This window comes from Halorhodospira neutriphila, from assembly GCF_016584055.1.
GTDB lineage: Bacteria > Pseudomonadota > Gammaproteobacteria > Nitrococcales > Halorhodospiraceae > Halorhodospira > Halorhodospira neutriphila.
Genome location: NZ_NRSH01000021.1, coordinates 1 through 23670 on the forward strand (window position 1 = coordinate 1; position 23670 = coordinate 23670).

Sequence of the window (23670 nt, forward strand, 5' to 3'; positions counted from 1 at the left end):
GGTCTCGGCGAGGCCCGGCCCGCGGAGCTGCCGGCCGCCGAGACCCTCTACGCCCACCGGGTCCTAGGGCTCGGGGACGACGAGGAGCGGCTGCTCGCCGCCGCCGAGGGCGAGCTCCGGGGCCTGGGGATCCGTCCGCGGCGGATGCTCTGCGGGCGCAGCGAGCGGCTGCTCACCCCCGACGGCCCCGTGGCCGTGCGCAGCCTCCTGGTCGACGGCATGGGCGCCGAGGCCGGGCGCCTGCTCCAGGCCCGCGGCCTCGGCGAGGGGCGCTGCTGGGGCTGCGGCGTATTCATCCCCCACAAGGCGGTGGTCTGAGCGATGCGGCTGAAGACGCGCTGGTTCCGCCACGGCGGTGAGCGGGGCCCGGAGGAGGTCGGCGAGGCGGCCGCGCTCGCCGCCTGGCGGGTGGCCACCGAGGCGGTGCGGACCCTCGCCGAGGACGGCCCGGTGAGCGAGCGCAGCGGCGGCCACCTCGCCCTGGTCGAGGAGCTGCTGATCTTCGCCGTGCAGTACGCCGACCGCCTCGCGTGGCTGCGCGGGCTCGATCACGAGCCCCGCCGCCGGCTCGTGGAGGCCATGGCCCGGCGCCTCGACGCCGGCGTCCGCGAGCACGCCACCGGCGACGGGGCGGCGGGCGGCGGCTTCCTGGAGCGGCTCGGCAGCCGGCTGGAGGCGTACGCCGCCATCGCCTACCGCGAGGAGGACCCCGGCTTCGCCGCCTACAACCTCCTCGGCGCCAGCGGCTGCCGGGCCGTCGGCCGGGAGCGGGATACGTGGCTGCACGCCCGGCTCGCGGAGGTCGAGGGGCCGGAGGCGGTCGTCGAGCTGCGCCGCGGCATCGGGGGGCTGCTCGAGAACCTCCTGTCCGGCGCGTCGGCGGGCGAGGGCGAGTGAGTTGAGGCCCGCCCGGGCGCGCGGCCCGGGCGGGCAGGGCGGCGCCCGTCAGTGGGCGATGCGCGGGACGAGGATCTCGTGGCCCTGCTGCTTCGACATGATGTAGGTCTCGAGGTCGGCGTACTCGGGGCTGTCGCCGGGGAGGTAGTTGGTCCCAACCGGGGTCATGCACCACTGGAAGCGGGTGCGGATGTCCCAGAGGCGGTTCTGCGCGGTGCGCCAGTAGGGGTGGTTGATGAGGGTGTCGTCGGCCTCGATGTTGTCGAGCCGCCGGCCGCCGAGGAAATCCCCCCCGCCGCCTGCCGAGGTGTGGCACTCGGCGCAGCTGTGGCCGCGGCGCCCGACCTCCTTGTGGAAGAGCTTGCGCCCGCGCTCGATGGCCGCCTGGACATTGGGGTTATCGAGGTCCATGTCGTACGCCATGCCGTTGGACTGCGAGTGCACCAGCAGGGACATGTACTTGTTCTCCCGCGACTGCGTCGGCAGGGCCATGTCCATGGTCTCCTCGGCGTGCACGGCGAGGAAGTCCTCGATGGACATCATCCGGTTGTACGCCTCGTACCACTTCGGGTACTCGGCGGCGACGCCCACCATCTCCTCGATGACCCCCAGCGGCCGGCGCTCGTCGGCCGGGCCGATCTCGCCGTGGCAGCCGGCGCAGGACTCGCCGTTGGGGCCCTCCTGGCGCCAGAGGGGCACCGCGATGTTCTCGGCCTTCATCAGCGCCGGGTTGTTGAAGACGTCGAGGGGGTCGCCGTAGGCGGGGGAGGGCGCCTCCCGCTTGTACGGGTTCCAGGCCTGGTCGACGCCGGCGGGGGTCACCGGCTCGCCCTCCGGGCTGCCCGTGAGCGTCTGCAGGTAGCTGACGAGATCGGCGATCTCCTGCTCGGAGAGGATGCCGCTGACCCCGAACGGCGGCATGGGGGTGTCCTCGCCGTAGATCGGCCGGGGATCGTAGATCATCTGGTAGAGCCACTCGTCGTCGGCCCGCTCCCAGCTGCCGACGGTGCGCAGGTCGGTGCCCACGCTGCCCGCCGGCCAGACCTCCGACTCGGGGACGAGGTGGCAGGAGCTGCACGGGCCCTTGCTGCGGTCCATGAACAGCTCCTTGCCGCGCTGCGGGTCGCCCTCCAGGCCTTCGGGCATGGAGACCCGCTGCGGCTCCGGGTACTCGGTGTCGTCGTTGTAGGCGTGGGTGGGCCACTCGCTGTAGTCCTCGTCGATCCGGGCGAACCCCCCGAAGTCGTAGCGCCGCTGGATGCGCTCGCCGTCGACCTCCTTGGTCCGGCCCAGCGAGGGCTTGCTGGCGTAGGAGTCCCAGGTCGCGCTCGTCGCGTAGTCGCGCTCCGCGGCGGAGCCGGAGTCGCTGCCCTCGCCGAGGGCCGCGCCGTGGCTCAGGGTCCCGATCACGACCCCGACGAGGATGGCGGCGCCTCGGCGGATCTCCCTGTCCTGCGTGTGCATGGTAGTCGCGGCCTCCTGAAGGTTCCCGGGTGACGCAAAGGGCGCTTTTCTCGGGCGCCCTTTTGCACGGACGCCGACAAAGCTAGCGAGGCGCGACGGATTCCGGAATACCTGTTTCGGGGGGTGAGGGCGGCACGGGATCTATCCCGGAAGGGAAGCCAATCCCCACGATCGGGAGATTGCGGGTTTTCGGGGCGGGGCCGGAGAATCTCGGTGCGCGTTATCCGAAGGGGAGAGCACGGCGGCCGGCGCCGCCGAGGGAGGCCGGAGTGGCGATGCACGAGGAGCGATCTCGACCCGCCCGGGGCGCCGCGGCGCTCAGCCGCCGGGGGCTGCTCGCCGGGGCCGCCGCGGCGCTCGCCCTCCTGCAGGCGGGGCCGCTGCTCGCGGCGCCGTCCCGCGAGGCGGTCGCCGAGGCGCTCGCCGCCCTGCCGGAGCGGGAGCTCATCGTCTACCAGGCGCAGGGGCAGCGGCGCCACACGATCACCGTCTTCACCGACGTCCGCTGCCCCTACTGCCGGGCGCTCCACCGCAACTTGCAGGCCTACCGCGAGGCGGGGATCCGGGTGCGCTACGCCGCCTTCCCGCTGAGCGAGCGCTCGCGGCGGATCATGGAGCGGGTCTGGTGCAGCGACGAGCCCCGCGAGGCGCTGGAGTGGGCCATGGCGGGGGGCGAGGTGCAGGCCGCGAGCTGCAGCGACGCCCCGGTCGCCGAGCACCGCCGCCTGGGCGAGCGCATCGGCGTCTCGGGGACGCCGGCCCTCGTGACCCCCGAGGGCCGAGTCCTCGGCATGCTCCCCCTGGAGGAGCTCCTGTCCCTGCTCAGCCGAGAGGAGTAACCGGTATGCATCCCCACCACCAGCGAGCCGAGCACGGGCGCCTCGGGGCCCGCCGGGCGGTGCCTGCGGCCCTGGCGCTGGCCGTCGCGGCCCTCGCGGCGCTGGCGCCGGCCGGGGCGGCCGAGGCGCCCTCCCAGCCGCGGCTGGCCTTCCACGTCGATATGGGCGAGCCGCGCCGGGTCAGCTCGACGCTGTTCAACGCCAGCAGCGCCGCCAGCCACTACGAGGGGCAGCTCGTGGACTACGATATCCGGCTGGTCTTCCAGGGCTTCGGGATCCGCTACGTCACGGAGGAGCCGCTCGCCGGGACCCCCTACGAGGTGCCGCAGGAGCGCCGCGAGGCGCAGGCCGAGCTCGTCGAGCGCCTGCGCTCGCTGCAGGATACCTACGACGTCCAGGTCGAGGTCTGCCGGAGCAGCATGGCGGAGGTCGGCCTCGGGCGTGAGGAGCTGGCCGTGGAGGCCAAGCTCGTGCCGTACGCGGTGACCCGGCTCGCCGAGCTCCAGCGGGAGCAGGGCTTCGCCTACATCAAGATGCAGTGACCGCCCCGCCGGCGGCCGCCGCCCTGTCCCGGCGCGGGACAGGGCGGCGCAGGCGGGCTAGCCGAGCTCCAGCTCGTGGGAGCCGCTCTGCCCCTGGTTGTCGGTGAAGGACAGGCGCACGACGTCCCCGGGCGCCGCCCGGCACCGGAACTCGATGAGCGGGTTCGCGGAGATGCCCGGGCCCCAGTGGGCGTGGAAGACCTCCTCGCCGTTGACCTCGGCGAAGAGCTCCTGGATGAAGTGCCCCTCCTTGCCGTTCTCCGGCTCGGGGACCTCCATGGGGTGGTTGATGAGGGCGCGGACGTCGGCGACGCCGTCCTGGACGCTCCCGCGGGCGCGGATCTCACCTGCCATGACTCGACCTCCTCTTGAGCGTGTCGGGTAGCCTCATGGGTGGCCCTGGGGCGGGCTCAGCCGCCGCAGCCGCCGATCGTCACCCGGACCTTGCGGCTGTTCCAGTAGAGCTTGCCGCCGCTGTCGGCCACCGCCACCACCTTCGAGGTGTCGGCCATCCGGATGCGCTGGGAGACGTAGGGCTGGCCGCGGGGGCCGAACTCGTAGATGCTGGTCATCGGCGCGCCGTTCTCCTCGACGTAGAGGGTGATGCTGCGCACGTCCGGCAGCGAGCTCTCCACGGTCACCGGCACCGTCGAGCCGTTCTCGGCGACCTGGGGGGCGTCGATGACGACCCCGTCGCTGCGCTCGAACTCGGTGGTGCCGAGGTAGGCCTTGAGCCCCTTGTCGACGCTGCGCGCCATGATGGACTCCTCGTGCCAGGCGGCGAGCGCCCGCCGCGGCGCCAGGAGCCCGAGGCCCACCGCCGCGCCGACGCCGCTCGCCGCCATCGCGCCCTTGAGGATCCGCCGGCGCCGCTCATCGGTGTGTGCGTTCTCCATGGGTCCTTCTCCTCTGCAGTGAGTGGCTAGGGGCAGCCGGGCCGCCGGGCGTCGCCGCGGCCCCGGGGGCGCCTAGGCGAGGCGCTCGAGGCCCGGGTTGCTCCGGTCGACGCCCTTGAGCGTCGGCACGTACGGCCTGTCGACGTGCACCGTGCCGCGGCTGCGGAAGTACTCGGCGAGCACGTCCCACGCCTGCGGCCCGTCCTGGGGCTGCTGGACGTCCGCCCAGCTGGCGACGACGTACTTGCGCTTGGGATCCACGGGCTCGCCGCCGATCTCCAGGTCGCTGATGCGCTCGCCCATCTTGCGCGTCGGGTCGATGGCGTAGCGCAGCCCCGCGGTGCGGACCATGTCGCCGCCGCGGTGGAGCAGGGGGTCGGGGTTGAAGATGGAGTTGGCGACGTCCTCGAGGACCGCCCGGATCTGCTCGCCGGTGAGCTCGGTGCGGGTGGTCTCGGAGTAGGTGCTGCAGGTCTGGGCCATGACGTCCTCGAAGGTGACCGGGCCCGGCAGGACGCTCGGCCCCCAGCGGAAGCCGGGGGTGAAGGCCACCTCCGCGTCCCGGCCCTCGAGCAGTGCCCGGGCGAGGATCTCGTCGAAGGTGCCGTTGAAGTTGCCCCGGCGGTAGAGGAGGCCGTCGACCTCGCCGACCACCTCCGAGAGCCGCTCCTGGTAGGGGGCGTAGGCCGCCTCGACCAGGGACTGCATCTCGGCGTCCGGGGGCAGGGCGTCCGCGAAGATCGGCAGGTTCCGGTAGTGGAAGTCGCGCACGCGCCCGTTGCGCACCTCCAGGTCGAGCACCGAGAGGAACTTGCCGTTGGAGCCGCTGTTGGCCACCAGGGTGCGGCCGCCCTCGGCGTCCTCGACGACCTCGGGGGCGGGGACCGGGTCGTGGGTGTGGCCGCCGAGGATGACGTCCACCCCCCGCAGCCGCCGGGCGTAGGCCATGTCCGTGAGCATCCCGGCGTGGGAGAGGAGCACGACCACCTGGGCGCCCTCCTGGCGGGCCTGGTCGACCTGCTGCTGGAGCCGGTCGAGCCGGTGGCCCATGGTCCACTGCGGGATCTTGTAGCGCGGGTTGGCGATGGGGGTGAAGGGGAAGGCCTGGCCGACGACGGCCACGGGTACGCCGTTGCGCTCGTGCAGGGTGTAGCCCTTGAAGATCGGCTCGAGCCAGTCCCGGTCGAGGACGTTCTGCGCCAGGAACTCGGTGCCGGCGCCCTCCAGCTCGGCGACGAGCTCCTCGACCCGCCGGTCGCCGTAGATGAACTCCCAGTGGCCCGTGCAGGCGTCGACGCCGAGCCGCTTCTGGAAGTCCGCCATCGCCTGCCCCTCGCTCCACAGGGCCGGCCCCGAGCCGTGCCACGTATCGCCGGAGTCGAGGAGCAGGGCGCCGGGGCGCTCCGCGCGCATGCGCCGGACGGCGGTGGCGAGGTGGGCGGCGCCGCCGACCCGGCCGTAGGCCTCGGCGGCCGCCTCGAAGTCGAGGTAGGTGAAGGCGTGGGCCTGCGGCCGCCAGCGCTCGAGCCTGTAGTGCTCGAGCAGCGCCTCGCCGACGAGCAGGGGCGGCTTGCCGCGGAAGTCGTGGAGGCCGAGGTTGACGTTCGGCTCCCGGAAGTAGACCGGCTTGAGCTGGCCGTGGATGTCCGAGAAGTGGAGGAGGTGGACATTGCCCTTGGGCGGCGTGTCGTAGAAGCCCTCCGGGATGCCTTGCCAGTCCCTGCCCTTCGGCGCCTCGGCGAGGCCCCGCCTCGGCAGCCCCGCCCCGCCGGCCGCGCCGGCGGCGAGCACGAGCTCGAGGAAGTCGCGGCGTGATAGGCGCATGGGGATCGCTCTCCTTGAATCTCTGGGAATACCCCTTGGGCGGATCCGTCTGGAATTTCCGGCGCGATTTCTACCACCGGAAATCTATCGGCCCGGCCGGCGCGGCGAAATACCCCGCTCGGGAGTTCCCGGCGGGGGGTATTACCCCTTTGGGGAGGGAGAGAAGCCGGGAATTGAGGCGTTCAGGGGGGCGTTCTGCGCAGGCGAAATCGAGGCGCTGAAAGCGCCGCGCTCCTCGGGCGCAATACCCCCTCGGGGATAGACGGCCGCGGCGGGCTCCCTCCTTTGGCAGATTGTTGCTTATATCAGCAGATTGGCATTCTTCAGGCTCCCAGAGAGGCGGACCGGTGTGGAGGGCAAGCGCTATGGACCGGGACTACTACCAGGCCATCCGCGAGATGGAGCGCAACGGGCTCGACGAGGAGTACCTGCAGGGCTGGGTCTGCGGCTACCTGGGCAATCCCGCCCGCGAGGAGCAGCGCGTCACCGAGCGCTACGAGGCGGGCTACGCCGACGGCCAGCAGGGGCGCACCGCGGCCTCCTAGGCCGGGCCCCGGCTACATCAGAAGGCGACTTGAGGAGGACTCGGCGTGACGGAACAGAGCAACAGCGCGGCGCAGGGGCAGAGCACCAGCACGGTGCAACAGCCGGCGCAGGGCGCCCAGGGGGGCCCGGCGCCGCAGGAGGGGCCGAAGAAGCTCGCCATCATCGCTAGCAAGGGCTCCCTCGACTGGGCCTATCCGCCCTTTATCCTGGCCTCGACGGCGGCCTCCCTCGACTACGAGGTGGAGATCTTCTTCACCTTCTACGGCCTGCAGCTCCTCGACCGCGATCTCGACCTGCAGGTCAGCTCGCTGGGCAACCCCGGCATGCCCATGCCGATGCCCATGCCGGTCATGGGCCAGGCCCTGCCGGGGATGCAGGCGATGATGACCAAGATGATGAAGCGCAAGATGAGCGCCAAGGGGGTGGTGGACCTCGCCGAGCTGCGCCAGACGTGCGTGGATATCGGCGTCAAGCTGGTGGCCTGCCAGATGACCCTGGACCTGTTCGACATGGACTCGTCGCGCTTTATCGACGGCGTGGAGCTCGGCGGGGCGGCGACCTTCTTCGGCTTCGCCGAGGACGCGAATATCAGTCTGTTCATCTGAAGGAGGGACCAGCCATGGCTGAGTACAATCAGGAGCTCGACGCCACGGGCCTGAACTGCCCGCTGCCGATCCTCAAGGCGAAGAAGACCCTGGCGAGCATGAGCAGCGGCGAGGTGCTCTACGTCACGGCCACCGACCCGGGCTCCGTCAAGGACTTCGAGTCGTTCAGCCAGCAGACCGGCCACGAGCTGCTCGAGCAGAAGGAGGAGGACGGCAAGTACCACTTCCGCCTCAAGTGCGCCGGCTAGGGGCCGGGGCGAGCCGAGGCGACAGGGCGGCCGCCCGCCGCGGGGCGGGCGGCCGAGGTGGGCCGAGGACCGGCAAGGAGGGCGTATGAGCGCCGTCCCGGAGAGCGAGATCCCCGCGGATGTCCCCGAGCTCGAGCCGCGCGAGGGGCAGCAGGTGCGCTACACCACCTGCTATATGTGCGCCTGCCGCTGCGGGATCAAGGTCACCCTGGAGAACGGCCGGGTCCGCTTCATCCAGGGCAACCCCGACCACCCCGTCAACCGCGGCGTGCTCTGCGCCAAGGGCAACGCCGGGATCATGAAGCAGTACTCGCGGGCCAAGCTGCGCGCCCCGCTGCGCCGCAAGCCGGGCAGCGAGCGCGGCGCCGGCGAGTTCGAGGAGATCTCCTGGGAGGAGGCCCTCGACGAGCTCACCGAGCGGCTGCGCCGGATCCGCGCCGAGGACCCCAAGAAGCTCGCCTACTTCACCGGGCGCGACCAGATGCAGGCGCTCACCGGCCTGTGGGCGAGCCAGTTCGGGACGATCAACTGGGCGGCCCACGGCGGCTTCTGCTCGGTGAACATGGCCACCGCCGGGCTCTACACCCTCGGCCACGCCTTCTGGGAGTTCGGCGACCCGGACTGGGAGCGCACCCGCTACTTCGTGCTCTGGGGCACGGCCGAGGACCACGCCTCCAACCCCTTCAAGCGCGGGATCGACCAGGTCAAGCGCAACGGCGGGCGGTTCGTCGCCGTCAACCCGGTCCGCACCGGCTACCAGGCGGTGGCCGACGAGTGGGTCCCCATCCGCCCCGGCACCGACGGCATGCTCGCCATGGCCCTCGGCCACTGCCTGCTGCGCGACGGGCAGTTCGACTGGGCGTACCTCGTGCGCTACACCAACGCCCCGCAGCTCGTCGTCCAGACGCCGGGCGAGCCGGGCGACGGGCTGATCCTCCGCGACGAGGACGGCGCCCCGCTGGTCTGGGACCTGGAGCAGGAGGCCTGCGTCGACGGCCGCCAGGCGGAGATCGCCCCGGCGCTCTTCGGGGCGTACACCGCCCCCGACGGCCGGCCGGTGAAGACCGCCATGACGCTGCTCGCCGAGCGCTACCTGGACGCGGCCTACGCCCCGGAGCGGGCCGCCGAGGTCTGCGGCATCCCGGCGGCGGACATCGAGCGCCTCGCCGCGGAGCTCGCCCACGTCGCCTTCGAGGAGGCCATCGAGGTCCCCTGCGAGTGGACCGACTGGGCCGGGCGCAAGCACGATCGCTTCATCGGGCGCCCGGTGTCGATGCACGCCATGCGCGGGGTCTCCGCCCACTCCAACGGCTTCCAGGCCGCCCGGGCCATCCACACCCTGCAGCTGCTGCTCGGCTCGGTGGAGGTCCCCGGCGGCCACCGGGCCAAGCCGCCCTATCCGCGGCCGGTGCCGCCGCCGGCGCGCCCGGCCCGCGAGACGGCGCCGGACACGCCGCTCGGCGGCTCGCCCCTCGGCTTCCCGGTGGCCCCGGAGGACCTCGTCGTCGATGCGGCGGGCGAGCCGCTGCGCATCGACAAGGCCTTCTCCTGGCAGGCGCCCCTGTCCGCCCACGGCAAGATGCACACGGTGATCACCAACGCCGTGGCCGGCGACCCGTACCCCATCGACACCCTGATGCTGTTCATGGCGAACATGGCCTGGAACTCGGCCATGAACACCGCGCAGATCCAGGAGCTGCTCTGCGCCAAGGACGAGCAGGGCGCCTACCGGCTGCCGTACCTCGTCGTCTCCGACGCCTTCCACTCCGAGACGGTGCAGTTCGCCGACCTGGTCCTGCCGGACACCACCTACCTCGAGCGCTACGACTGCATCTCCATGCTCGACCGGCCGATCTCCGAGCCGGACGGCCCGGCGGACGCCATCCGCCAGCCCATCCTCGAGCCCGAGGGCGATGTCCGCCCCTGGCAGGAGGTGATGATCGAGCTCGGGGCGCGCCTGGGGCTGCCGGCGTTCACCAACGACGACGGCTCGCCGCGCTACGCCGGCTACAACGACTTTATCGTCCACTACGAGCGGGCGCCGGGGATCGGCTTCCTCGCCGGCTGGCGCGGCGCCGACGGCGACAAGCCCCTGCGCGGCGAGCCGAACCCGCAGCAGTGGCAGCGCTACATCGACAACGGCGCCTTCTTCAAGTACGAGCTGCCGCTGTCCCAGCAGTTCTACAAGTTCGCCAACAAGGGGTACCTGGAGTGGGCCCACGAGGTGGGCTTCATCGGCGCCGCCGAGCCCATCGTCATGGCGCTCTACGCCGAGCCGCTGCAGCGCTTCCGCCTCGCCGGGCAGGGGCTCTACGACGGCCCGGCGCCGCCGGACGCCACCGACGCCGAGCGCATCGCCGCCTACTGCGACCCGCTGCCGCTGTTCTACCAGCCCCTGGAGGAGCGGCGCATCGAGGCGGACGGGCACCCGGCGTACCCCTTCCACGCCGTCACCCAGCGGCCCATGACCATGTACCACGCCTGGGACAGCCAGAACGCCTGGCTGCGCCAGATCCTCGCCCAGAACCACCTCTACATGAACCGCGCCCGCGGCGAGGCGCTCGGCCTCGCCGACGGCGACTGGGTCTGGGTGGAGTCGCACAACGGCCGGATCCGGGCGCAGCTGCGCCTCATGGAGGGGACCCAGGCGGACACCGTCTGGAGCTGGAACGGCATGGGCAAGCAGGCGGGGATCTGGGGGCTGGAGCCCGGCGCCCCCGAGGCGACGCGCGGCTTCCTGGTCAACCACCTCATCGACGACCGCCTCCCGGCCCGCGAGGGCGAGAAGCCGCTGAGCAACTCCGACCCCGTGACGGGGCAGGCCGCCTGGTACGACCTGCGGGTACGCGTCTACAAGGCGGCCCCCGAGGAGCAGGGCAGCGCCTACCCGCCGTCGCCGACCTTCCGGCCGCCGCCGGGCGTGGAGAACGGCCCCCTGGCGCTGCTGCGCTACGCCACCCACCGCGCCCGGGAGCTGCGCCGCTCCCTGCGCGACACCCTGACCCGCGGAGGCTGGCAATGAGGCTCGGCCTGGTCATCGATCTGGATACGTGCGTCGGCTGCCACGCCTGCGCCGTCGCCTGCAAGCAGTGGAACACCTCCGGCACCCTCGGCCCGCTCAGCGACTACGAGCCCTACGGCGCCGCGCCGAGCGGCGTCTGGGTCAACCGGGTGCGCAGCTACGAGCAGGGCCAGTACCCGCACAGCAAGACCGTCAACCTGCCGCTGTCGTGCATGCACTGCGACCGCCCGCCGTGCGTGGACGTCTGCCCCACCGGCGCCTCCTACAAGCGGGAGGCCGACGGCGTCGTCCTCGTCGACGACGCCAAGTGCATGGGGTGCAACTACTGCGCCTGGGCCTGCCCCTACGGCGCCCGCGAGCTCGACACGGCGAGCGGCACGATGAAGAAGTGCACCCTGTGCATCGACCGCATCTACGACACCCGGCTGCCGGAGGCCGAGCGCCAGCCCGCCTGCGTGCTGGCCTGCCCGGCCAACGCCCGGCACTTCGGCGACCTCGACGACCCCGACTCCGAGGTCAGCCGCCTCGTCCGCGAGCGCCGCGGCTACCCGCTGCTGCCGGAGATGGGCTGCGAGCCCGTCAACCACTACCTGCCGCCGCGGCCGGCGGCGGCCAGCCGCCCGCCGGCGGCCGCGCCCGCGGAGGCCGGCGGCCAGGGCCGCGCCGCGGCGGTCCAGGAGTGGGCCAACCGCATCGTCCGCCGCTGACGCCGCAAGGAGGGACCCCATGCACGCGCCGCTCTCGGTCGTCCTCTTCACCGTCCTCTCGGGGGCGGGGTACGGCCTTACCGTCCTGTTCCTGCTCGCCGACCGGCTCGCCCTCGGTGGGCCGGTGGGCGGCGGCGAGCGCCTTGCCGCCGGGCTCACCGCCGTGGCCCTGATCACCGTCGGGCTGCTCTTCTCCACGGGCCACCTGGCGCGGCCGAGGCGGGCGTGGCGCTCCCTCTTCCGCGTGCGCACCTCCTGGCTCTCCCGGGAGGCGGCGCTGGCGCTCCTCTTCTACCCGGTGGCCGGGGGGTTCGTGGCCGCCTACGGGCTCAGCGGCTGGGCGTACACGCCCCTGGTCACCGCCCTGGCGGTCCTCACGGGGCTGCTCGCCGCCGCCACCCTCATCGCCACCGGCATGATCTACGCCTGCGTCCAGGCCGTCCGCGAGTGGCACCAGGGGCTGACGCCGGTGAACTACCTGGTCATCGGCCTCGCCCTGGGGGCGGGGGTGCTGACGCTGATCCGCGCCGCCGCCGGCGCCGACCCCGCGCCGGCGGCGGCCCTCGGCGCGGGGCTGCTGCTGACGGCGGCGGTCACCAAGGCCGCCTGGTACGCCTGGAACGCCGTCCCCGGCGGGGCGGGCGCCACCACGGCCACGGGGCTGAGCGCGGGCCCCGTGCGCCTGCTCGACAGCGGCGAGAGCGCGGCGAGCTTCCTCGCCCACGAGTTCCTGCACCCGCTCGCCGGGGACCGGCGGCGGGGCCGCTACTACCGGGGCCTCGTCCTGCTCGGCGGCTTCCTGCTCCCGGCGGCGGGGCTCGCCGTGGTCGCCTGGAGCGGCTCCCTCCCCTGGGCCGCGGCGGCCCTGGCGCTGGCCTTCGCCGGGGCGCTGGTGGAGCGCTGGCTGCTCTTCGCCGAGGCCCGCCACGCCGTGCGCCTCTACTACGGCGCCGCCGAGCGCCTCTAGCCGCCGGGGCTGACCAGGGGGTCGCGGCGCAGGCAGCCGTGGCGGGGGAAGGCCCGCTCGGCGTCCGGGGCGCTCTGGTACCAGGCCAGGTGGGGCTGGAGCGCCACCGTGGGGCCGACGACCACCAGCGCCGGCCCCTCGAGCCCCCGCTCGCGGACCCGCTGCGGGAGCGTCGCCAGGGTGCCGATGACGATCTGCTGGGCCGGCGTGGTGGCCTGCTCGACGAGGGCCGCCGGGTGCGCCGCCGGCAGCTCGTGGGCCTGGAGCTCCGCGCAGACCCCCTCGAGGTTGGCCACCCCCATGTAGACGACGAGGGTCTCGTCGCGGTGGAAGGGCGCCCACTGCTCGAGCGCCAGGGCGCCGTTGCGGCGGTGCCCGGTGAGGAAGCGGCAGCTCTGGGCGTAGTCGCGGTGGGTCAGGGGGATGCCCGAGTAGGCGGCGGTCCCCTGGGCCGCCGTGACGCCGGGGACGATCTGGAAGGGGACGCCGTGCTCGATGAGCCCCTCGATCTCCTCGCCGCCGCGGCCGAAGACGAAGGGGTCGCCGCCCTTGAGCCGCAGGACCCGCTTGCCGGCGGCGGCGAGCTCGATGAGCCGCTCGTTGATCCGCTCCTGGGGGAGGGTGTGCTCGCCGCGGCGCTTGCCGACGGGGATGCGCTCGGCGTCCTTGCGGACGAGCTCGAGCAGGGCGGGGGCGGCGAGGTGGTCGTAGAGGACCACGTCGGCGCGCTGCATCAGCCGCAGGGCCCGGAAGGTGAGCAGCTCCGGGTTGCCGGGGCCGGCGCCGACGAGGAAGACCTCGCCCTGGGGGCCGGGCTGCCGGCGCTCCCGCTGCAGGGCCTGGAGGATCTCGGCCTCGCCTTGGCGCTCGCGGCCGGCGAGCACGGACTCGGCGGCGGGCCCCTCGAAGACCTGCTCCCAGAAGCGCAGCCGCCGCTCGGGCGAGGGCAGGGCCGCCTTGACCCGCTCGCGCAGCCGCCCGGCGAGGGCGGCCAGCCGGCGGTAGGCCGGCGGCAGGAGGGTCTCGACCTGGCTGCGGATCTGCCGGGCGAGCACCGGCGCCGCGCCGCCGCTGGTGATGGCCACCTGCAGCGGCGAGCGGTCGACCACCGCCGGGGTGATGTAGGTGCACAGCTGCGGATTGTCGACGACGTTGACCGGGATGCCGCGCTCGCTGCACGCGGCGTGGGCGGCGCGGTCGGTCTCGGGGTCGCCGCTCGCCGAGATCACCAGCGCCATCCCCTGCTCGAGCCCGGGGCGGTACCCGGCGGCGTGGTGGTGCACGGTGTCGGGGTGGCGCTCGAGGAGCGCGGCGCACTCGGCGCCGAGCGCGGGGGCGGCGAGGGTGACCTGGGCGCCGGCGCGGAGCAGGTCCCCGGCCTTCTCGGCGGCGGCGGCGGTGGCGCCGATGACCAGGCAGGGTCGGCCGTGGAGCTTGAGGAAGATGGGGAAGTGGTGCATCGGTTGCTGCCTGTCCTGCCGCTGAGAGGGATTCGCTTTCATCATGACTTACGCATAGGAGGTGCCAATATCCCTGGAGGGATACAGATCGCTCGAGTGTACGGACGCATGAAGTGGGCGACTTTGCCAGAAAAGGGGCAAGAGTGGGGGGTGTCGCCCCCTGTCTTCGTCCTTTTGCGAGGCGTTGGCGTCCACCTGAAGCGGGACCCGGACCCGCCGGATCGCCCTCGCTAGCACGATCTCCTGAGCGCTCGACCTCGCCCAGGGGCCGGGTACGCCACAATCAGGGTAAGCGTGCCCCTCGCGGAGGACGTCCAACAATGGAGCCGACCTCCCTGCCCAGCCGGTGCAGCGGCCTATTGCGGCTGCTGCCCGGGGCCCTCTTGCTCGGCGCAGGCGTCGCCTCGGCCGCCCAGCCTTTAGCCCTGGGCGAGGCCGAGCGGATCGCCGTCGAGCAGGCCCCCGCCATCGAGGGCTTCCGGTCCCGGGCGGAGGGCGCCCGCCAGGCGGCGTACGCCGCCGGTGCGTTGCCCGACCCGGAGCTGACCCTCGGCGCCATGGCCCTACCCATCGATGATCCGGGGCTCGACACGGACCCCATGAGCCGACTCGAGGTCGGTCTCCGGCAGCGCTTCCCCGCCGGCCGGGGGGCGGCGCGTGAGCGCGTCGAGGCCCAGGCCGAGACAGCCGCCGCCCAGGCCGAGGAGGCTGCCCGCGCGGTACGCCGGCAGACGCGAAAGGCTTACCTCGAGCTCCTCCATCGGCAGCGGGCCATCGCGCTCTTGAGAGAGAGCCGCAGCCGCTTTGAGGCGCTCGTGGAGGCCGCCGAGCGTGAGGTCGCCGCCGACCGCGCGTCACGCCAGGACCGCCTGCAGGCGATCCTCGAGCTCGAGCGGCTCGAGGACCGCATCGACCGGGAGCGTATCGCCCTGGACGACGCCCGTGCGCGCCTCGCCCGCTGGATCGGCGAGGCCGCGGCTCGCCGTCCCCTGGCGCAGCGCACGCCGGAGCTCGCACCGCCCCCGAAGCCGGCGGCTGCCGCCGAGCGGCTCGCGGCCCACCCGCGGCTGGCCGCGGAAGAGGCCCGTGTCGGCATCGGCCAGGCGAGGCTGCGCGAGGCGCGGGCCGGATATCGGCCCGACTGGGGGATCGAGGTCTCCTACGGCCACCGGCGCGCCGAGCGTATGGACGGCTCGGCGGTGCCGGACCTGTTCAGCGTGATGGTCAGCATGCAGTTACCGCTCTTCCCCGGGAACCGCCAGGACCGGGATGTCGCGGCCGGCCAGCGCCGGGTTGCAGCGGCGCAGGCCGAGCGCCGCGAGGCCCGGCTCGAGCTGCGCCGTGACCTGGAGGCTACCTACGCGCGCTGGGAGCGGCTCGGGCAGCGCCAGGAGCGCTACGAAAAGCGCCTGATACCGCTTGCGACGGATAATGCGGAAGCCGCGCTAGCCGCCTACCGCGCCGATACCGTGGCGTTCACCGCCCTCCAGCAGGCCCGCGTCGCGGCGCTGGAGATACGCCTGTCCGCGCTTCGCGTGGAGATCCAGCGGCTCAAGGCCCAGGCCGAGCTCCTCTACCTCACGGGAGGGGGTTCCTCATGAAGACTCGAATTACGCTGGTCGCCCTCTTCTCTGCCGCCCTGGGGGCCGGAGGCTATGCGGCCGTCACGGCGCTCGCCCCTTGGGCGCAGCCCGCCGGCGGCGACGGCGAGGCGCGCGAGCCGCTCTACTACCGCCACCCCCACGACGCCTCGATCACCTCGGAGGAGCCCAAGAAAGACGAGATGGGCATGGACTATATCCCCGTCTACCCCGGCGAGGCGCAGGCCGGTAAGCAAGCCCCCGGGGTGGTCGAGATCCCCTCGGGCGTGGTGCAGGCGATGAGCGTACGCACCGCCGAGGTCCAGCGCGGCCCGCTCCAGCGAGAGATCTCCACGGTCGGCCATGTCGAGGCCGACGAGGCGGGCATCAGCCGTATCGATCTGCGCACGGAGGGCTGGATTGAAGCGCTCGAGGTCGCCCGAGAGGGGGATCCGGTGGAGGAGGGCGATGTGCTTTTCCGCTACTTCTCGCCGCGGCTGCTCAACGCACAGCAGGAGCTGCTCCAGGCCGTCGAGGGCGGCCGGGCCGGCGGTATCCCGGCGGCCGAGCGGCGCCTGCGCTCGCTCGGGCTCGATGAGGCCCAGATCCGGGCGATCCGTGAGCGCGGCGAGCCCTTCCAGCGCCTCGCGGCGCGCGCCCCGCAGGACGGGGTCGTCAAGGACCTCAACATCCGCGAGGGCGATCGCTTCTCGCCCGGCGACCACGTCATGGCCATTGCGGACCTGTCCACCGTCTGGGTCATGGCCGAGGTCTTCGCCCATCGAGGGGCGTGGCTCGAGCCGGGACTGCCGGCCACGGTGTCGAGCCGCTACCTCCCCGGCGGGCCGCGCGAGACCACGGTCGACTACGTCCAGCCCTTCCTGCAGCAGGAGACCCGCACCACGCGCGCCCGCCTCGCCCTGGACAACGCCGACCGCCAGCTACGGCCGGGCATGTACACCCGGGTCGACATCCAGGCCGAGCCGACGGAGCCGCTCACCCACGTCCCGAGGGACGCCGTCATCCGCACCGGCGCCGAGGCGCGGGTGATCCTCGCCCTCGGGGGTGGGCGCTTCCGGGCCCAGCAAGTGGCGGTCGGCATGGCCGCCGGCGACCGGCTCGCCGTCGACGGGGTCCGGCCAGGTGCCGAGGTCGTCGTCTCGGGGCAGTTCCTCCTCGACTCAGAGGCGGACGTCGCCGCGGAGCTGCTCCGCCTCGAGGGAGCTGGCCCCCGGGATATCACCGCTCGCGGTGTCCTGAGGGCCGTCGATCCCCGGCAAGGCGGGGTCACCATCGAGCACGAGCCGATCCCGGAGCTCGGCTGGTCGGAGATGACCATGGAGTTCGATCTCGCCGAGGGGGTCGAGCCCGGTGACCTGGAGCCCGGCGACGCCGTTACCTTCGCCCTCCGCCCGGGCGCCGGGCAGAAGGCCCGCATCACCGCCATCGAGCGGGACGAGGGCGCGGATGACGCGAGCAACGGCGCGCACGAGGCCTCGAACGGCCCCGAGGCGGGCCACGGCAGCGGCCACGGCCACTGAGGGCGACGAGCATGATTGAGCGCATGATCCGCTGGTCCGTGGAGAACCGCCTCCTCGTCCTCCTGCTCACCGTGATCCTGGTCGGCTGGGGGGTGGTCTCGCTGCGGCAGACGCCGCTCGACGCCATCCCCGATCTGTCCGATACGCAGGTCATCGTCCACACCGAGTACCCCGGCCAGTCGCCCGAGGTCGTCGAGGACCAGGTGACCTACCCGCTATCCACCTCGCTCCTCGCGGTCCCCGGTGCCCAGGACGTGCGCGGCTACTCGATGTTCGGGGATTCCTACGTCTACGTCCTCTTCGACGACCAGACGGACCTGTACTGGGCGCGCTCCCGCGTGCTCGAGTACCTGAGCCAGATCGCCCCGGAGCTGCCCGAGGAGGCGACCCCGGCCCTCGGCCCCGACGCCACCGGTGTCGGCTGGGTGTATCAGTACGCCCTGCAGGATCCCACCGGGCAAAATGACCTCGGGGACCTGCGGGCGGTTCAGGACTGGTTCCTGGAGCTGGAGCTCCAGTCCGTCGACGGGGTCGCCGAGGTCGCGCCGCTCGGCGGCATGGTCCGGCAGTACCAGGTCGAGCTCGACCCCCAGGCCGTACGCGCCTACGGCTTGAGCCTGGACCGGATCGCCCAGCGCATCCGGGAGAGCAACCGCGAGGTCGGCGGCTCCGTCGTCGAGATGGCCGAGGCCGAGTACATGGTCCGCTCCCGCGGCTACATCCAGGGGATCGCCGACCTCGCCGAGGTCCCGGTCGGTGCGGCGGCCAACGGCGCCCCGGTCACCCTGGACGACGTCGCCCGTATCCACGAGGGACCGCAAAAGCGGCGCGGCATCGCCGAGCTCAACGGCGAGGGCGAGGTCGTCGGCGGGATCGTCGTCATGCGCGATGGGGCGAACCCGCTGGAGACGATCCAGGGCGTTAAGGAGCGCCTCGACGAGGTGCGGGGCAGCCTGCCCGCCGGCGTCGAGGTGGTCGAGACCTACGACCGCTCCGAGCTCATCCAGGGCGCCGTGCGCAACCTGGCCCGGAGCCTCGGCCAGGAGTTCCTGATCATTGCGCTCGTGGTCACGGTCTTCCTGTTCCACATCCGCTCGGCGCTGGTGGCGATCCTCACCCTGCCGATCGGCATCCTCACGGCGCTCCTGATCATGAACGCCCAAGGGGTGACGGCGAACGTCATGTCCCTGGGCGGGATCGCGGTCACCATCGGCACGCTGGTCGACGCCGCCATCGTCATGGTGGAGAACGCCCACAAGCGCCTGGAGCGGGCACCGCCGGACGCCGACCGCTGGTCCGTGATCCGGGCCTCGGCCCAGGAGAGCGGGCGCCCCTTGTTCTTTGCCCTGCTGATCATCACGGTCAGCTTCCTGCCCCTGTTCGCCCTCGGCGGCGAGTCCGAGCGGCTCTTCTCGCCGCTGGCCTTCACCGGTACGTACGCCATGGCGATCGGGGCGGGACTGGCCGTGACCCTGATCCCGGTGCTCATCGGCTACCTGGTGCGCGGCCGGATCCGCTCCGAGGAGCGCCACCCCATCGCCCGGCTGCTCATCGGGGCGTACCGCCCGGTCATCGGTGCCATCCTGCGTCGCCCCTGGACGACGGTCGCCGGCGCGGTCCTGGTTGGCGTAACGGCCCTGTACCCCGTGAGCCAGCTGGGGAGCGAGTTCATGCCGCGCATGGACGAGGGGGACCTGATGTACATGCCCACGCTGGATCCCGGCGTCTCCGTCGGCAAGGCCCGTCAGGTCCTGCAGCAGACCAACCAGCTGATCCGGGAGGTCCCCGAGGTCGAGCGCGTCTTCGGCAAGGCCGGACGGGCGGAGACCGCCACGGACCCGGCCCCGCTGGGGATGTTCGAGAGCGTCATCCGCCTCAAGCCGAGATCCGAGTGGCGGGACGGCCTGACCAAGGACGAGCTCATCCGGGAGCTCGACGAGAAGGTCGATCTGCCCGGGGTCTCCAACGTCTGGGTGCCGCCGATCCGGACGCGCATCGACATGCTCTCGACGGGGATCCGGGCGCCGGTGGGCATCCAGATATCGGGGCCGGATCTCGAGGTCATCGAGCGCATCGGCAAGGAGATCGAGGCGGCGGTCGCCGATGTGCCCGGCACGACGAGCGCCCGGGCGGACCGGACGGCCACGGGGCGCTACCTGGAGGTGGACGTCGATCGGCTCGAGGCCGCGCGCCATGGGCTGAGCGTCGGCGACGTCCAGTCCGTCGTGCGCCTCGGCGTCGGCGGCATGAGCGTCGACCAGAGCATCGAGGGCCTGGAGCGCTTCCCGATCAACATCCGCTACCCCCAAGAGCGGCGCGACAGCCCGGAGGCCCTGGAGGCCCTGCCGATCGTCGCGGACAGCGGCGAGCAGGTCGCGCTCGGCGAGGTCGCGGACGTCGAGATCGCCGAGGGCCCGGCGATGATCCGCACGGAGAACGCCCGGCGCACCGGGAACGTCAACGTCGATATTGCGGGCCGGGCCCTGGGCGACTACGTGGCGGATGCGCAGCAGGCCGTCCGCGAGGCGGTGGAGCTGCCGGCAGGCTACTCCGTGCAGTGGGTCGGGCAGTACGAGCAGATGCAGGCGGTGCAGCAGCGGATGCAGCTGCTGGTCCCGGCCACCCTGGCCGTGGTCTTCATCCTGCTGTATGTGTGCTTTCGCAACGCCGTCGAGCCGGTCATGCTGCTCGCCACCCTACCGCTCGCCATGGTCGGCGGGATGTGGCTGCTCTACGCCCTGGGCTTCGACCTCTCCGTGGCGGTCGCCGTCGGCTTCATCCTCCTCGGCGGGCTCGCCGTGGAGTTCGCCCTGGTGCTGCTTTCCTACATCCGGCAGAGCGTTGAGGAGCACCAGCCGGAGGATGTCGCCGGGCTCCGGCGTGCCGTGGCCGAGGGCGCCACCCATCGGGTCCGGCCGCTGGTCATGACGTCGCTGACCATCGTCGCCGCCCTCGTGCCGCTGCTGCTCAACACGGGGCTCGGCTCCGAGGCGATGCAGCGCATCGCCGCGCCCATGGTGGGCGGCATGGTCACGGCGCCGCTGCTCGCGTTCCTCGTCATCCCGGCGCTCTACTTCCTCTGGCAGCGGCGGCACTACGCCCGTTGAGGCAACGGCCGAGGCCCCAAAAAGGAAAGGCCCCCAAGGCGGACGGGCTGCGTCCGCCTTGAGGGCCTTTCCGCCCCGGCCGTCTCCCTCGGGGAGGTGACCGGTGCCGGGGGGTGCGCCTTAGTTGAAGATGCTCGCGCGGCGCTTCGGCTGGCTGCTGCTGCGCTTGCTCGACTCCTCGCCGGCCTCGGGCTGGGCGCCCTCGATGCTGCGCCGGGAGGACTCGGAGGCCATGGTCTCCTGCAGCACGTCGCTGGAGAGCAGGCGCTGGTCGCCGAGCGATTCGATGAGCGCCTCGGTGCGGGCGGGGGCCAGGCGCTGGGTCCCGCGCGCCATGTGCTGGTAGAGCTTGCGGTAGGCGCTGGTCATCTCGCCCATGATCTCCGCGGTCTCGCGGAAGTGCTGGTCGACCTCGCTGCGGTAGTTGCGGACGCGCTCGCGGTTCTTGACCACGAGGTCCTCCGCCTCCTTGAGCTCCTTGCTGTTCGGGGCCGACTTGCGCCCGAAGTAGGCACCGAAGACGGCGCCGACGATGAGCCCCACGGCGACAAAGAGCAGGACTTGTTGACCGATCTCCATGCTTGAACCTCCAGCTTCGATGTAGGTACCCAAATGTGGCTTATCAGGCCACCCCCTAAAATACGGGTGCGCTGTTAAGCCGCAAGTGCTGAAACCTCTCTCCTCGCCGTCCCTAGCGTTTGACGCCGGGCGCGGCGCTCCCTAGAGTACCGCACTCCTGTCGGGTGCCTCGAGGCTCGCAGAGCCCGGGGTTGAACGGGAAGACCGGTCCAGCCGCAATCCGCGCGGCGAGTCCGGCGCTGCCCCCGCAACGGTAGGTGGGGTCGAGCGGATCCAGCGAGGCCACTGTGAGGCGCCGTCGCCCGGCGGCCCTCATGGGAAGGCGGATCCGCCCGGGGCGCGAGCCCCGCCCACGAGCCCGGAGACCGGCCCGCAGGGACCCAGGTGCCGCGGGGTGCGGCGGACCGGGCGCGCTGCCGTTGCCTATCCTGCTCCAGGGGGCGAGGGCCCCGCGATCCCCTCCCCGCGGCGTTCTCATGCGAAGCGTACCAGCGGCGCGCGGGTGAGCGCGCCCGAGGAGGGGAACCCGATGCAGAGCCGATCTCTGCTCGCCGCCGGCACGGCGGCGAGCCTAGCCTTCGTCGCCGCCCCGGACGCGGCCCGGTCCGAGTCCGCCGAGGCGCTCCCGCCGGTGGTGGTGACCCCCACCCGGGTCAGCCAGACCGTCGACGAGACCCTCTCGTCGGTGACGGTCATCGAGCGCGAGGCCATCGAGCGCCAGCAGCCCAAGGAGCTCCAGGACCTGCTCCAGGGCCGCGCCGGGGTGAGCCTCAACAGCAACGGCGCCTTCGGCAAGACCACCTCCCTGAGCCTGCGCGGCACCGACTCCGGCCACACCCTGCTCCTCGTCGACGGCATGCGCCTGGGCTCGGCGACGGCGGGGCAGCCGGCCTGGCAGTTCCTGCCGCCGCAGCAGATCGAGCGCGTGGAGGTGGTCCGCGGGCCGCGCTCCTCGATCTACGGCGCCGACGCCCTCGGCGGCGTGGTCCAGGTCTTCACCCGCCGCGGCGAGCCCGGCGAGCCGCGGGTCAACGCCTTCGTCGGCGGCGGCAGCCTGGGCACCTACGAGGCCGGCGCGGGCGTCTCCGGCGGGAGCGAGTCGACCCGCTACAGCCTCTCGGGGGGCTACTTTGAGACCGACGGCATCAATGTTCGGGATGGCGTCGGCGACAGCGCGGACGACGGCTACGACAACACCTCGGTGACCGGCCGCGTCTCCCACCGGCTCTCGCCGCAGGTCGAGCTTTTCGCCAGCGGCCTCTACGCCGAGGGGGAGACGGAGTTCGATGCGAACGAGCTGATGAGCGGCGCGCCATACGACTCTGCCCACCAGGATTACGCCCAGGCGGCGGGCCGGACCGGGGCGCGCATCCGTGTCACCGACGCGTGGCTCGCCGAGCTCGCCTACGGCCACAGCCGCGACGAGCAGGAGACCTACTACGAGGGCAGTTTTGATGACCGTACCGATACGGCGCGCGACTACCTCAGCTGGCGCAACGACCTCGCCCTCGCCCCCTGGGCGACGCTCAGCGTGGGCACGGACTGGCGCGAGGCGCGCATCTCGAGCACCACCGACTACGCCGAGACGAGCCGCGACAACTGGGGGGTCTACCAGCTGCTGACCCTGGAGCTCGCCCGCCACCGGGTCGAGGTGAGCAGCCGCTACGACGACAACGAGGCCTACGGCGGCCACACCACCGGGCAGCTCGCCTGGGGCTACGCGCTCACCGAGCGCTGGCAGGCCCGGGCCTCCTACGGGACGGCCTTCCAGGCGCCGAGCTTCAACGCTCTCTATCGTCCGCCGGGCATTTTCTCTGCGGGGGGGAATCCGGATCTCGAGCCGGAGGAGTCGCAGAGCTACGAGGCCGGTGTCCGCTACACGGGCCCGGCCGGCTACGTCGACGTGGCGGCTTTCCGCACGGACATCGACAACCTGATTGAATGGGTCGGCCCCAGGGGGAGCTCGCGACCCCAGAATGTCGAGGAGGCCCGGATCACCGGCGTGGAGCTCGAGAGCGGCGGCGCGGTGGGCCCCTGGCAGCTGAAGGGCGCCGTGACCCTGATGGACCACGGTAACCCCGACGAGCCCGGCAGCCGCCTCGACCGGCGGCCGAACGCGAGCCTGCGACTGGATATCGACCGCCGCTGGCAGGACCTCGAGCTTGGCGCCACGGCGCTCGCCCGCGGGCGCAGCTTCGATGGAGAGGAGCGCCTCGCCGGCTACGGCCTGCTCAACCTGCGCGCCGGCTACCACCTCGGCCCCCGCTGGAGCGTCCGCGCCACGGTGGACAACGCCCTGGACAAGGAGTATCGGACGGCGGCGGGCTACAACCAGCCGGGGCGCACGGCCTACCTCTCCATCCACTACGGCCGGTAGGCCTCACGCCTGCCCGGCCGGGCGCCGGCGCGGGGGCGGGCACGGCGCGCCCGCCCCCCGCCGTGCCGCCGATCCCGCCTTATCCGCCTCGGGCGGCCTGGCAGCGGCACAGCCACGCCCAGGCCTGCTCGGCGTCCGCCGCCCGGTGGGCCGCGGCCGGCAGCGCCGGGCGCTCGACCATCACCACCTCGACGCCGCAGTCCCGGGCCGCCTCGAGCTTGGCGCGGGTGGCCTCGCCGCCGGCGTTCTTGGTCACCAGCGCATCGATGCCGTGGCCCTCGAGCAGGGCGCGCTCGTCGGCGTAGCGGAAGGGGCCGCGCTGGCGCAGGCAGCGGGTGCCGGGCGGCTGGATCCGGGGCGGCTCGAGGCAGCGGGCCACGTAGGCGTGCTGCGGGGCGGCGCAGAAGGCGGCCAGCTCCTGGTTGCCGACGGTCAGCAGGACCCGCCGCGGCGCCTCGCCGAGGGCCGC

At 72.7% G+C, this 23670-nt stretch carries 20 protein-coding genes, 1 pseudogene and 1 riboswitch; of the genes and pseudogenes, 14 read left to right on the forward strand and 7 right to left on the reverse strand.

Annotated features, from left to right (window positions below; translation table 11 throughout):
* Together CKO13_RS03250 and CKO13_RS03255 are read left to right on the forward strand one after the other, a co-directional pair.
* Nucleotides 1-318: type I-MYXAN CRISPR-associated protein Cas6/Cmx6 (locus CKO13_RS03250; RefSeq protein ID WP_274600648.1), on the forward strand; the 318-nt coding region annotated here is incomplete at its 5' end.
* Nucleotides 319-321: 3 nt separating this feature from the next.
* The gene (locus CKO13_RS03255; RefSeq protein ID WP_200256753.1) at nt 322-897 is read left to right on the forward strand and encodes a hypothetical protein; all 576 of its coding nucleotides are present in this window, start codon (nt 322-324) and stop codon (nt 895-897) included.
* Nucleotides 898-945: 48 nt separating this feature from the next.
* Here CKO13_RS03255 and soxA read toward each other — a convergent pair whose 3' ends face one another.
* A complete protein-coding gene (gene soxA / locus CKO13_RS03260; RefSeq protein WP_200256755.1) occupies nt 946-2361 on the reverse strand; it encodes a sulfur oxidation c-type cytochrome SoxA in 1416 nt (471 codons plus the stop codon).
* 275 nt (nt 2362-2636) lie between these two features.
* On the opposite strand from soxA, the gene CKO13_RS03265 reads away from it, so the two are divergent.
* Nucleotides 2637-3200 (forward strand): thioredoxin fold domain-containing protein, encoded by a 564-nt coding sequence (locus CKO13_RS03265; protein ID WP_242467866.1) that lies wholly within the window; start codon nt 2637-2639, stop codon nt 3198-3200.
* Between the two features lie 5 nt (nt 3201-3205).
* Nucleotides 3206-3742 (forward strand): DsrE family protein, encoded by a 537-nt coding sequence (locus CKO13_RS03270; RefSeq protein ID WP_200256759.1) that lies wholly within the window; start codon nt 3206-3208, stop codon nt 3740-3742.
* Nucleotides 3743-3799: 57 nt separating this feature from the next.
* Here the strand turns inward: CKO13_RS03270 and soxZ are convergent, their stop codons facing one another.
* The 3 genes from soxZ to soxB form a co-directional block, all read right to left on the reverse strand.
* Entirely contained in the window at nt 3800-4096 is a 297-nt protein-coding gene (gene soxZ / locus CKO13_RS03275; protein ID WP_200256761.1) for a thiosulfate oxidation carrier complex protein SoxZ, read from the reverse strand.
* A 56-nt stretch (nt 4097-4152) separates the two neighbouring features.
* The gene (gene soxY / locus CKO13_RS03280; RefSeq protein ID WP_200256763.1) at nt 4153-4638 is read right to left on the reverse strand and encodes a thiosulfate oxidation carrier protein SoxY; all 486 of its coding nucleotides are present in this window, start codon (nt 4636-4638) and stop codon (nt 4153-4155) included.
* A gap of 72 nt (nt 4639-4710) precedes the next feature.
* Complete coding sequence (gene soxB / locus CKO13_RS03285) at nt 4711-6462, reverse strand: thiosulfohydrolase SoxB (RefSeq protein WP_200256765.1); 1752 nt, start codon at nt 6460-6462, stop codon at nt 4711-4713.
* Nucleotides 6463-6827: 365 nt separating this feature from the next.
* Between soxB and CKO13_RS03290 the strand changes: the two genes are divergently transcribed.
* The 6 genes and pseudogenes from CKO13_RS03290 (at nt 6828) to CKO13_RS03315 (ending at nt 12557) form a co-directional block, all read left to right on the forward strand.
* A complete protein-coding gene (locus CKO13_RS03290; protein ID WP_200256767.1) occupies nt 6828-7007 on the forward strand; it encodes an Alvin_2107 family globule sulfur oxidation protein in 180 nt (59 codons plus the stop codon).
* Nucleotides 7008-7100: 93 nt separating this feature from the next.
* Entirely contained in the window at nt 7101-7613 is a 513-nt protein-coding gene (dsrE2, locus tag CKO13_RS03295) for a sulfur carrier protein DsrE2 (RefSeq protein WP_200256804.1), read from the forward strand.
* Between the two features lie 14 nt (nt 7614-7627).
* Entirely contained in the window at nt 7628-7861 is a 234-nt protein-coding gene (locus CKO13_RS03300) for a sulfurtransferase TusA family protein (protein WP_200256768.1), read from the forward strand.
* A gap of 85 nt (nt 7862-7946) precedes the next feature.
* Nucleotides 7947-10883: a molybdopterin oxidoreductase family protein gene (locus CKO13_RS03305; protein WP_200256770.1), complete on the forward strand. Its 2937-nt coding sequence runs from the start codon at nt 7947-7949 to the stop codon at nt 10881-10883.
* Nucleotides 10880-11485: pseudogene (locus CKO13_RS03310) on the forward strand (4Fe-4S dicluster domain-containing protein); the annotation flags it as partial. The gene CKO13_RS03305 and the pseudogene CKO13_RS03310, both read left to right, overlap by 4 nt.
* A gap of 124 nt (nt 11486-11609) precedes the next feature.
* The gene (locus tag CKO13_RS03315; RefSeq protein WP_200256779.1) at nt 11610-12557 is read left to right on the forward strand and encodes a dimethyl sulfoxide reductase anchor subunit family protein; all 948 of its coding nucleotides are present in this window, start codon (nt 11610-11612) and stop codon (nt 12555-12557) included.
* Here the strand turns inward: CKO13_RS03315 and cysG are convergent.
* The gene (gene cysG, locus CKO13_RS03320) at nt 12554-14017 is read right to left on the reverse strand and encodes a siroheme synthase CysG (protein WP_200256787.1); all 1464 of its coding nucleotides are present in this window, start codon (nt 14015-14017) and stop codon (nt 12554-12556) included. The genes CKO13_RS03315 and cysG overlap by 4 nt on opposite strands.
* 320 nt (nt 14018-14337) lie before the next feature.
* Here cysG and CKO13_RS03325 point away from each other — a divergent pair, with 320 nt between their 5' ends.
* From CKO13_RS03325 to CKO13_RS03335, 3 genes are read left to right on the forward strand one after another with little or no spacing between them, the layout of a single operon-like run.
* Complete coding sequence (locus tag CKO13_RS03325) at nt 14338-15618, forward strand: TolC family protein (protein WP_200256794.1); 1281 nt, start codon at nt 14338-14340, stop codon at nt 15616-15618.
* Nucleotides 15615-17138 (forward strand): copper-binding protein, encoded by a 1524-nt coding sequence (locus CKO13_RS03330; protein ID WP_200256798.1) that lies wholly within the window; start codon nt 15615-15617, stop codon nt 17136-17138. The genes CKO13_RS03325 and CKO13_RS03330 overlap by 4 nt, the downstream gene beginning before the upstream one ends.
* 11 nt (nt 17139-17149) lie before the next feature.
* Nucleotides 17150-20245, forward strand: a complete 3096-nt coding sequence (locus CKO13_RS03335; RefSeq protein WP_200256799.1) for an efflux RND transporter permease subunit — start codon at nt 17150-17152, stop codon at nt 20243-20245.
* A 120-nt stretch (nt 20246-20365) separates the two neighbouring features.
* Here CKO13_RS03335 and CKO13_RS03340 read toward each other — a convergent pair whose 3' ends face one another.
* Nucleotides 20366-20824: a Z-ring associated ZapG family protein gene (locus tag CKO13_RS03340; protein ID WP_200256800.1), complete on the reverse strand. Its 459-nt coding sequence runs from the start codon at nt 20822-20824 to the stop codon at nt 20366-20368.
* A 145-nt stretch (nt 20825-20969) separates the two neighbouring features.
* Nucleotides 20970-21212, forward strand: a riboswitch (cobalamin riboswitch).
* Between the two features lie 141 nt (nt 21213-21353).
* Here CKO13_RS03340 and CKO13_RS03345 point away from each other — a divergent pair.
* On the forward strand, nt 21354-23201 hold the full coding sequence (locus CKO13_RS03345) for a TonB-dependent receptor domain-containing protein (protein ID WP_200256802.1): 1848 nt from the start codon (nt 21354-21356) through the stop codon (nt 23199-23201).
* 79 nt (nt 23202-23280) lie between these two features.
* Here CKO13_RS03345 and CKO13_RS03350 read toward each other — a convergent pair.
* A partial coding sequence (locus CKO13_RS03350) for a precorrin-6A/cobalt-precorrin-6A reductase (protein ID WP_200256803.1) occupies nt 23281-23670 on the reverse strand: 390 nt, incomplete at its 5' end.

Excerpts from the sequence above, each read along its gene's own strand:
- CKO13_RS03255 (WP_200256753.1), top strand. The coding sequence starts at position 322 with ATGCGGCTGAAGACGCGCTGGTTCCGCCACGGCGGTGAGCGGGGCCCG.
- soxA (WP_200256755.1), bottom strand. The coding sequence starts at position 2,361 with ATGCACACGCAGGACAGGGAGATCCGCCGAGGCGCCGCCATCCTCGTC.
- CKO13_RS03265 (WP_242467866.1), top strand. The coding sequence starts at position 2,637 with ATGCACGAGGAGCGATCTCGACCCGCCCGGGGCGCCGCGGCGCTCAGC.
- CKO13_RS03270 (WP_200256759.1), top strand. The coding sequence starts at position 3,206 with ATGCATCCCCACCACCAGCGAGCCGAGCACGGGCGCCTCGGGGCCCGC.
- soxZ (WP_200256761.1), bottom strand. The coding sequence starts at position 4,096 with ATGGCAGGTGAGATCCGCGCCCGCGGGAGCGTCCAGGACGGCGTCGCC.
- soxY (WP_200256763.1), bottom strand. The coding sequence starts at position 4,638 with ATGGAGAACGCACACACCGATGAGCGGCGCCGGCGGATCCTCAAGGGC.
- soxB (WP_200256765.1), bottom strand. The coding sequence starts at position 6,462 with ATGCGCCTATCACGCCGCGACTTCCTCGAGCTCGTGCTCGCCGCCGGC.
- CKO13_RS03290 (WP_200256767.1), top strand. The coding sequence starts at position 6,828 with ATGGACCGGGACTACTACCAGGCCATCCGCGAGATGGAGCGCAACGGG.
- CKO13_RS03300 (WP_200256768.1), top strand. The coding sequence starts at position 7,628 with ATGGCTGAGTACAATCAGGAGCTCGACGCCACGGGCCTGAACTGCCCG.
- CKO13_RS03305 (WP_200256770.1), top strand. The coding sequence starts at position 7,947 with ATGAGCGCCGTCCCGGAGAGCGAGATCCCCGCGGATGTCCCCGAGCTC.
- CKO13_RS03315 (WP_200256779.1), top strand. The coding sequence starts at position 11,610 with ATGCACGCGCCGCTCTCGGTCGTCCTCTTCACCGTCCTCTCGGGGGCG.
- cysG (WP_200256787.1), bottom strand. The coding sequence starts at position 14,017 with ATGCACCACTTCCCCATCTTCCTCAAGCTCCACGGCCGACCCTGCCTG.
- CKO13_RS03325 (WP_200256794.1), top strand. The coding sequence starts at position 14,338 with ATGGAGCCGACCTCCCTGCCCAGCCGGTGCAGCGGCCTATTGCGGCTG.
- CKO13_RS03330 (WP_200256798.1), top strand. The coding sequence starts at position 15,615 with ATGAAGACTCGAATTACGCTGGTCGCCCTCTTCTCTGCCGCCCTGGGG.
- CKO13_RS03335 (WP_200256799.1), top strand. The coding sequence starts at position 17,150 with ATGATTGAGCGCATGATCCGCTGGTCCGTGGAGAACCGCCTCCTCGTC.
- CKO13_RS03340 (WP_200256800.1), bottom strand. The coding sequence starts at position 20,824 with ATGGAGATCGGTCAACAAGTCCTGCTCTTTGTCGCCGTGGGGCTCATC.
- CKO13_RS03345 (WP_200256802.1), top strand. The coding sequence starts at position 21,354 with ATGCAGAGCCGATCTCTGCTCGCCGCCGGCACGGCGGCGAGCCTAGCC.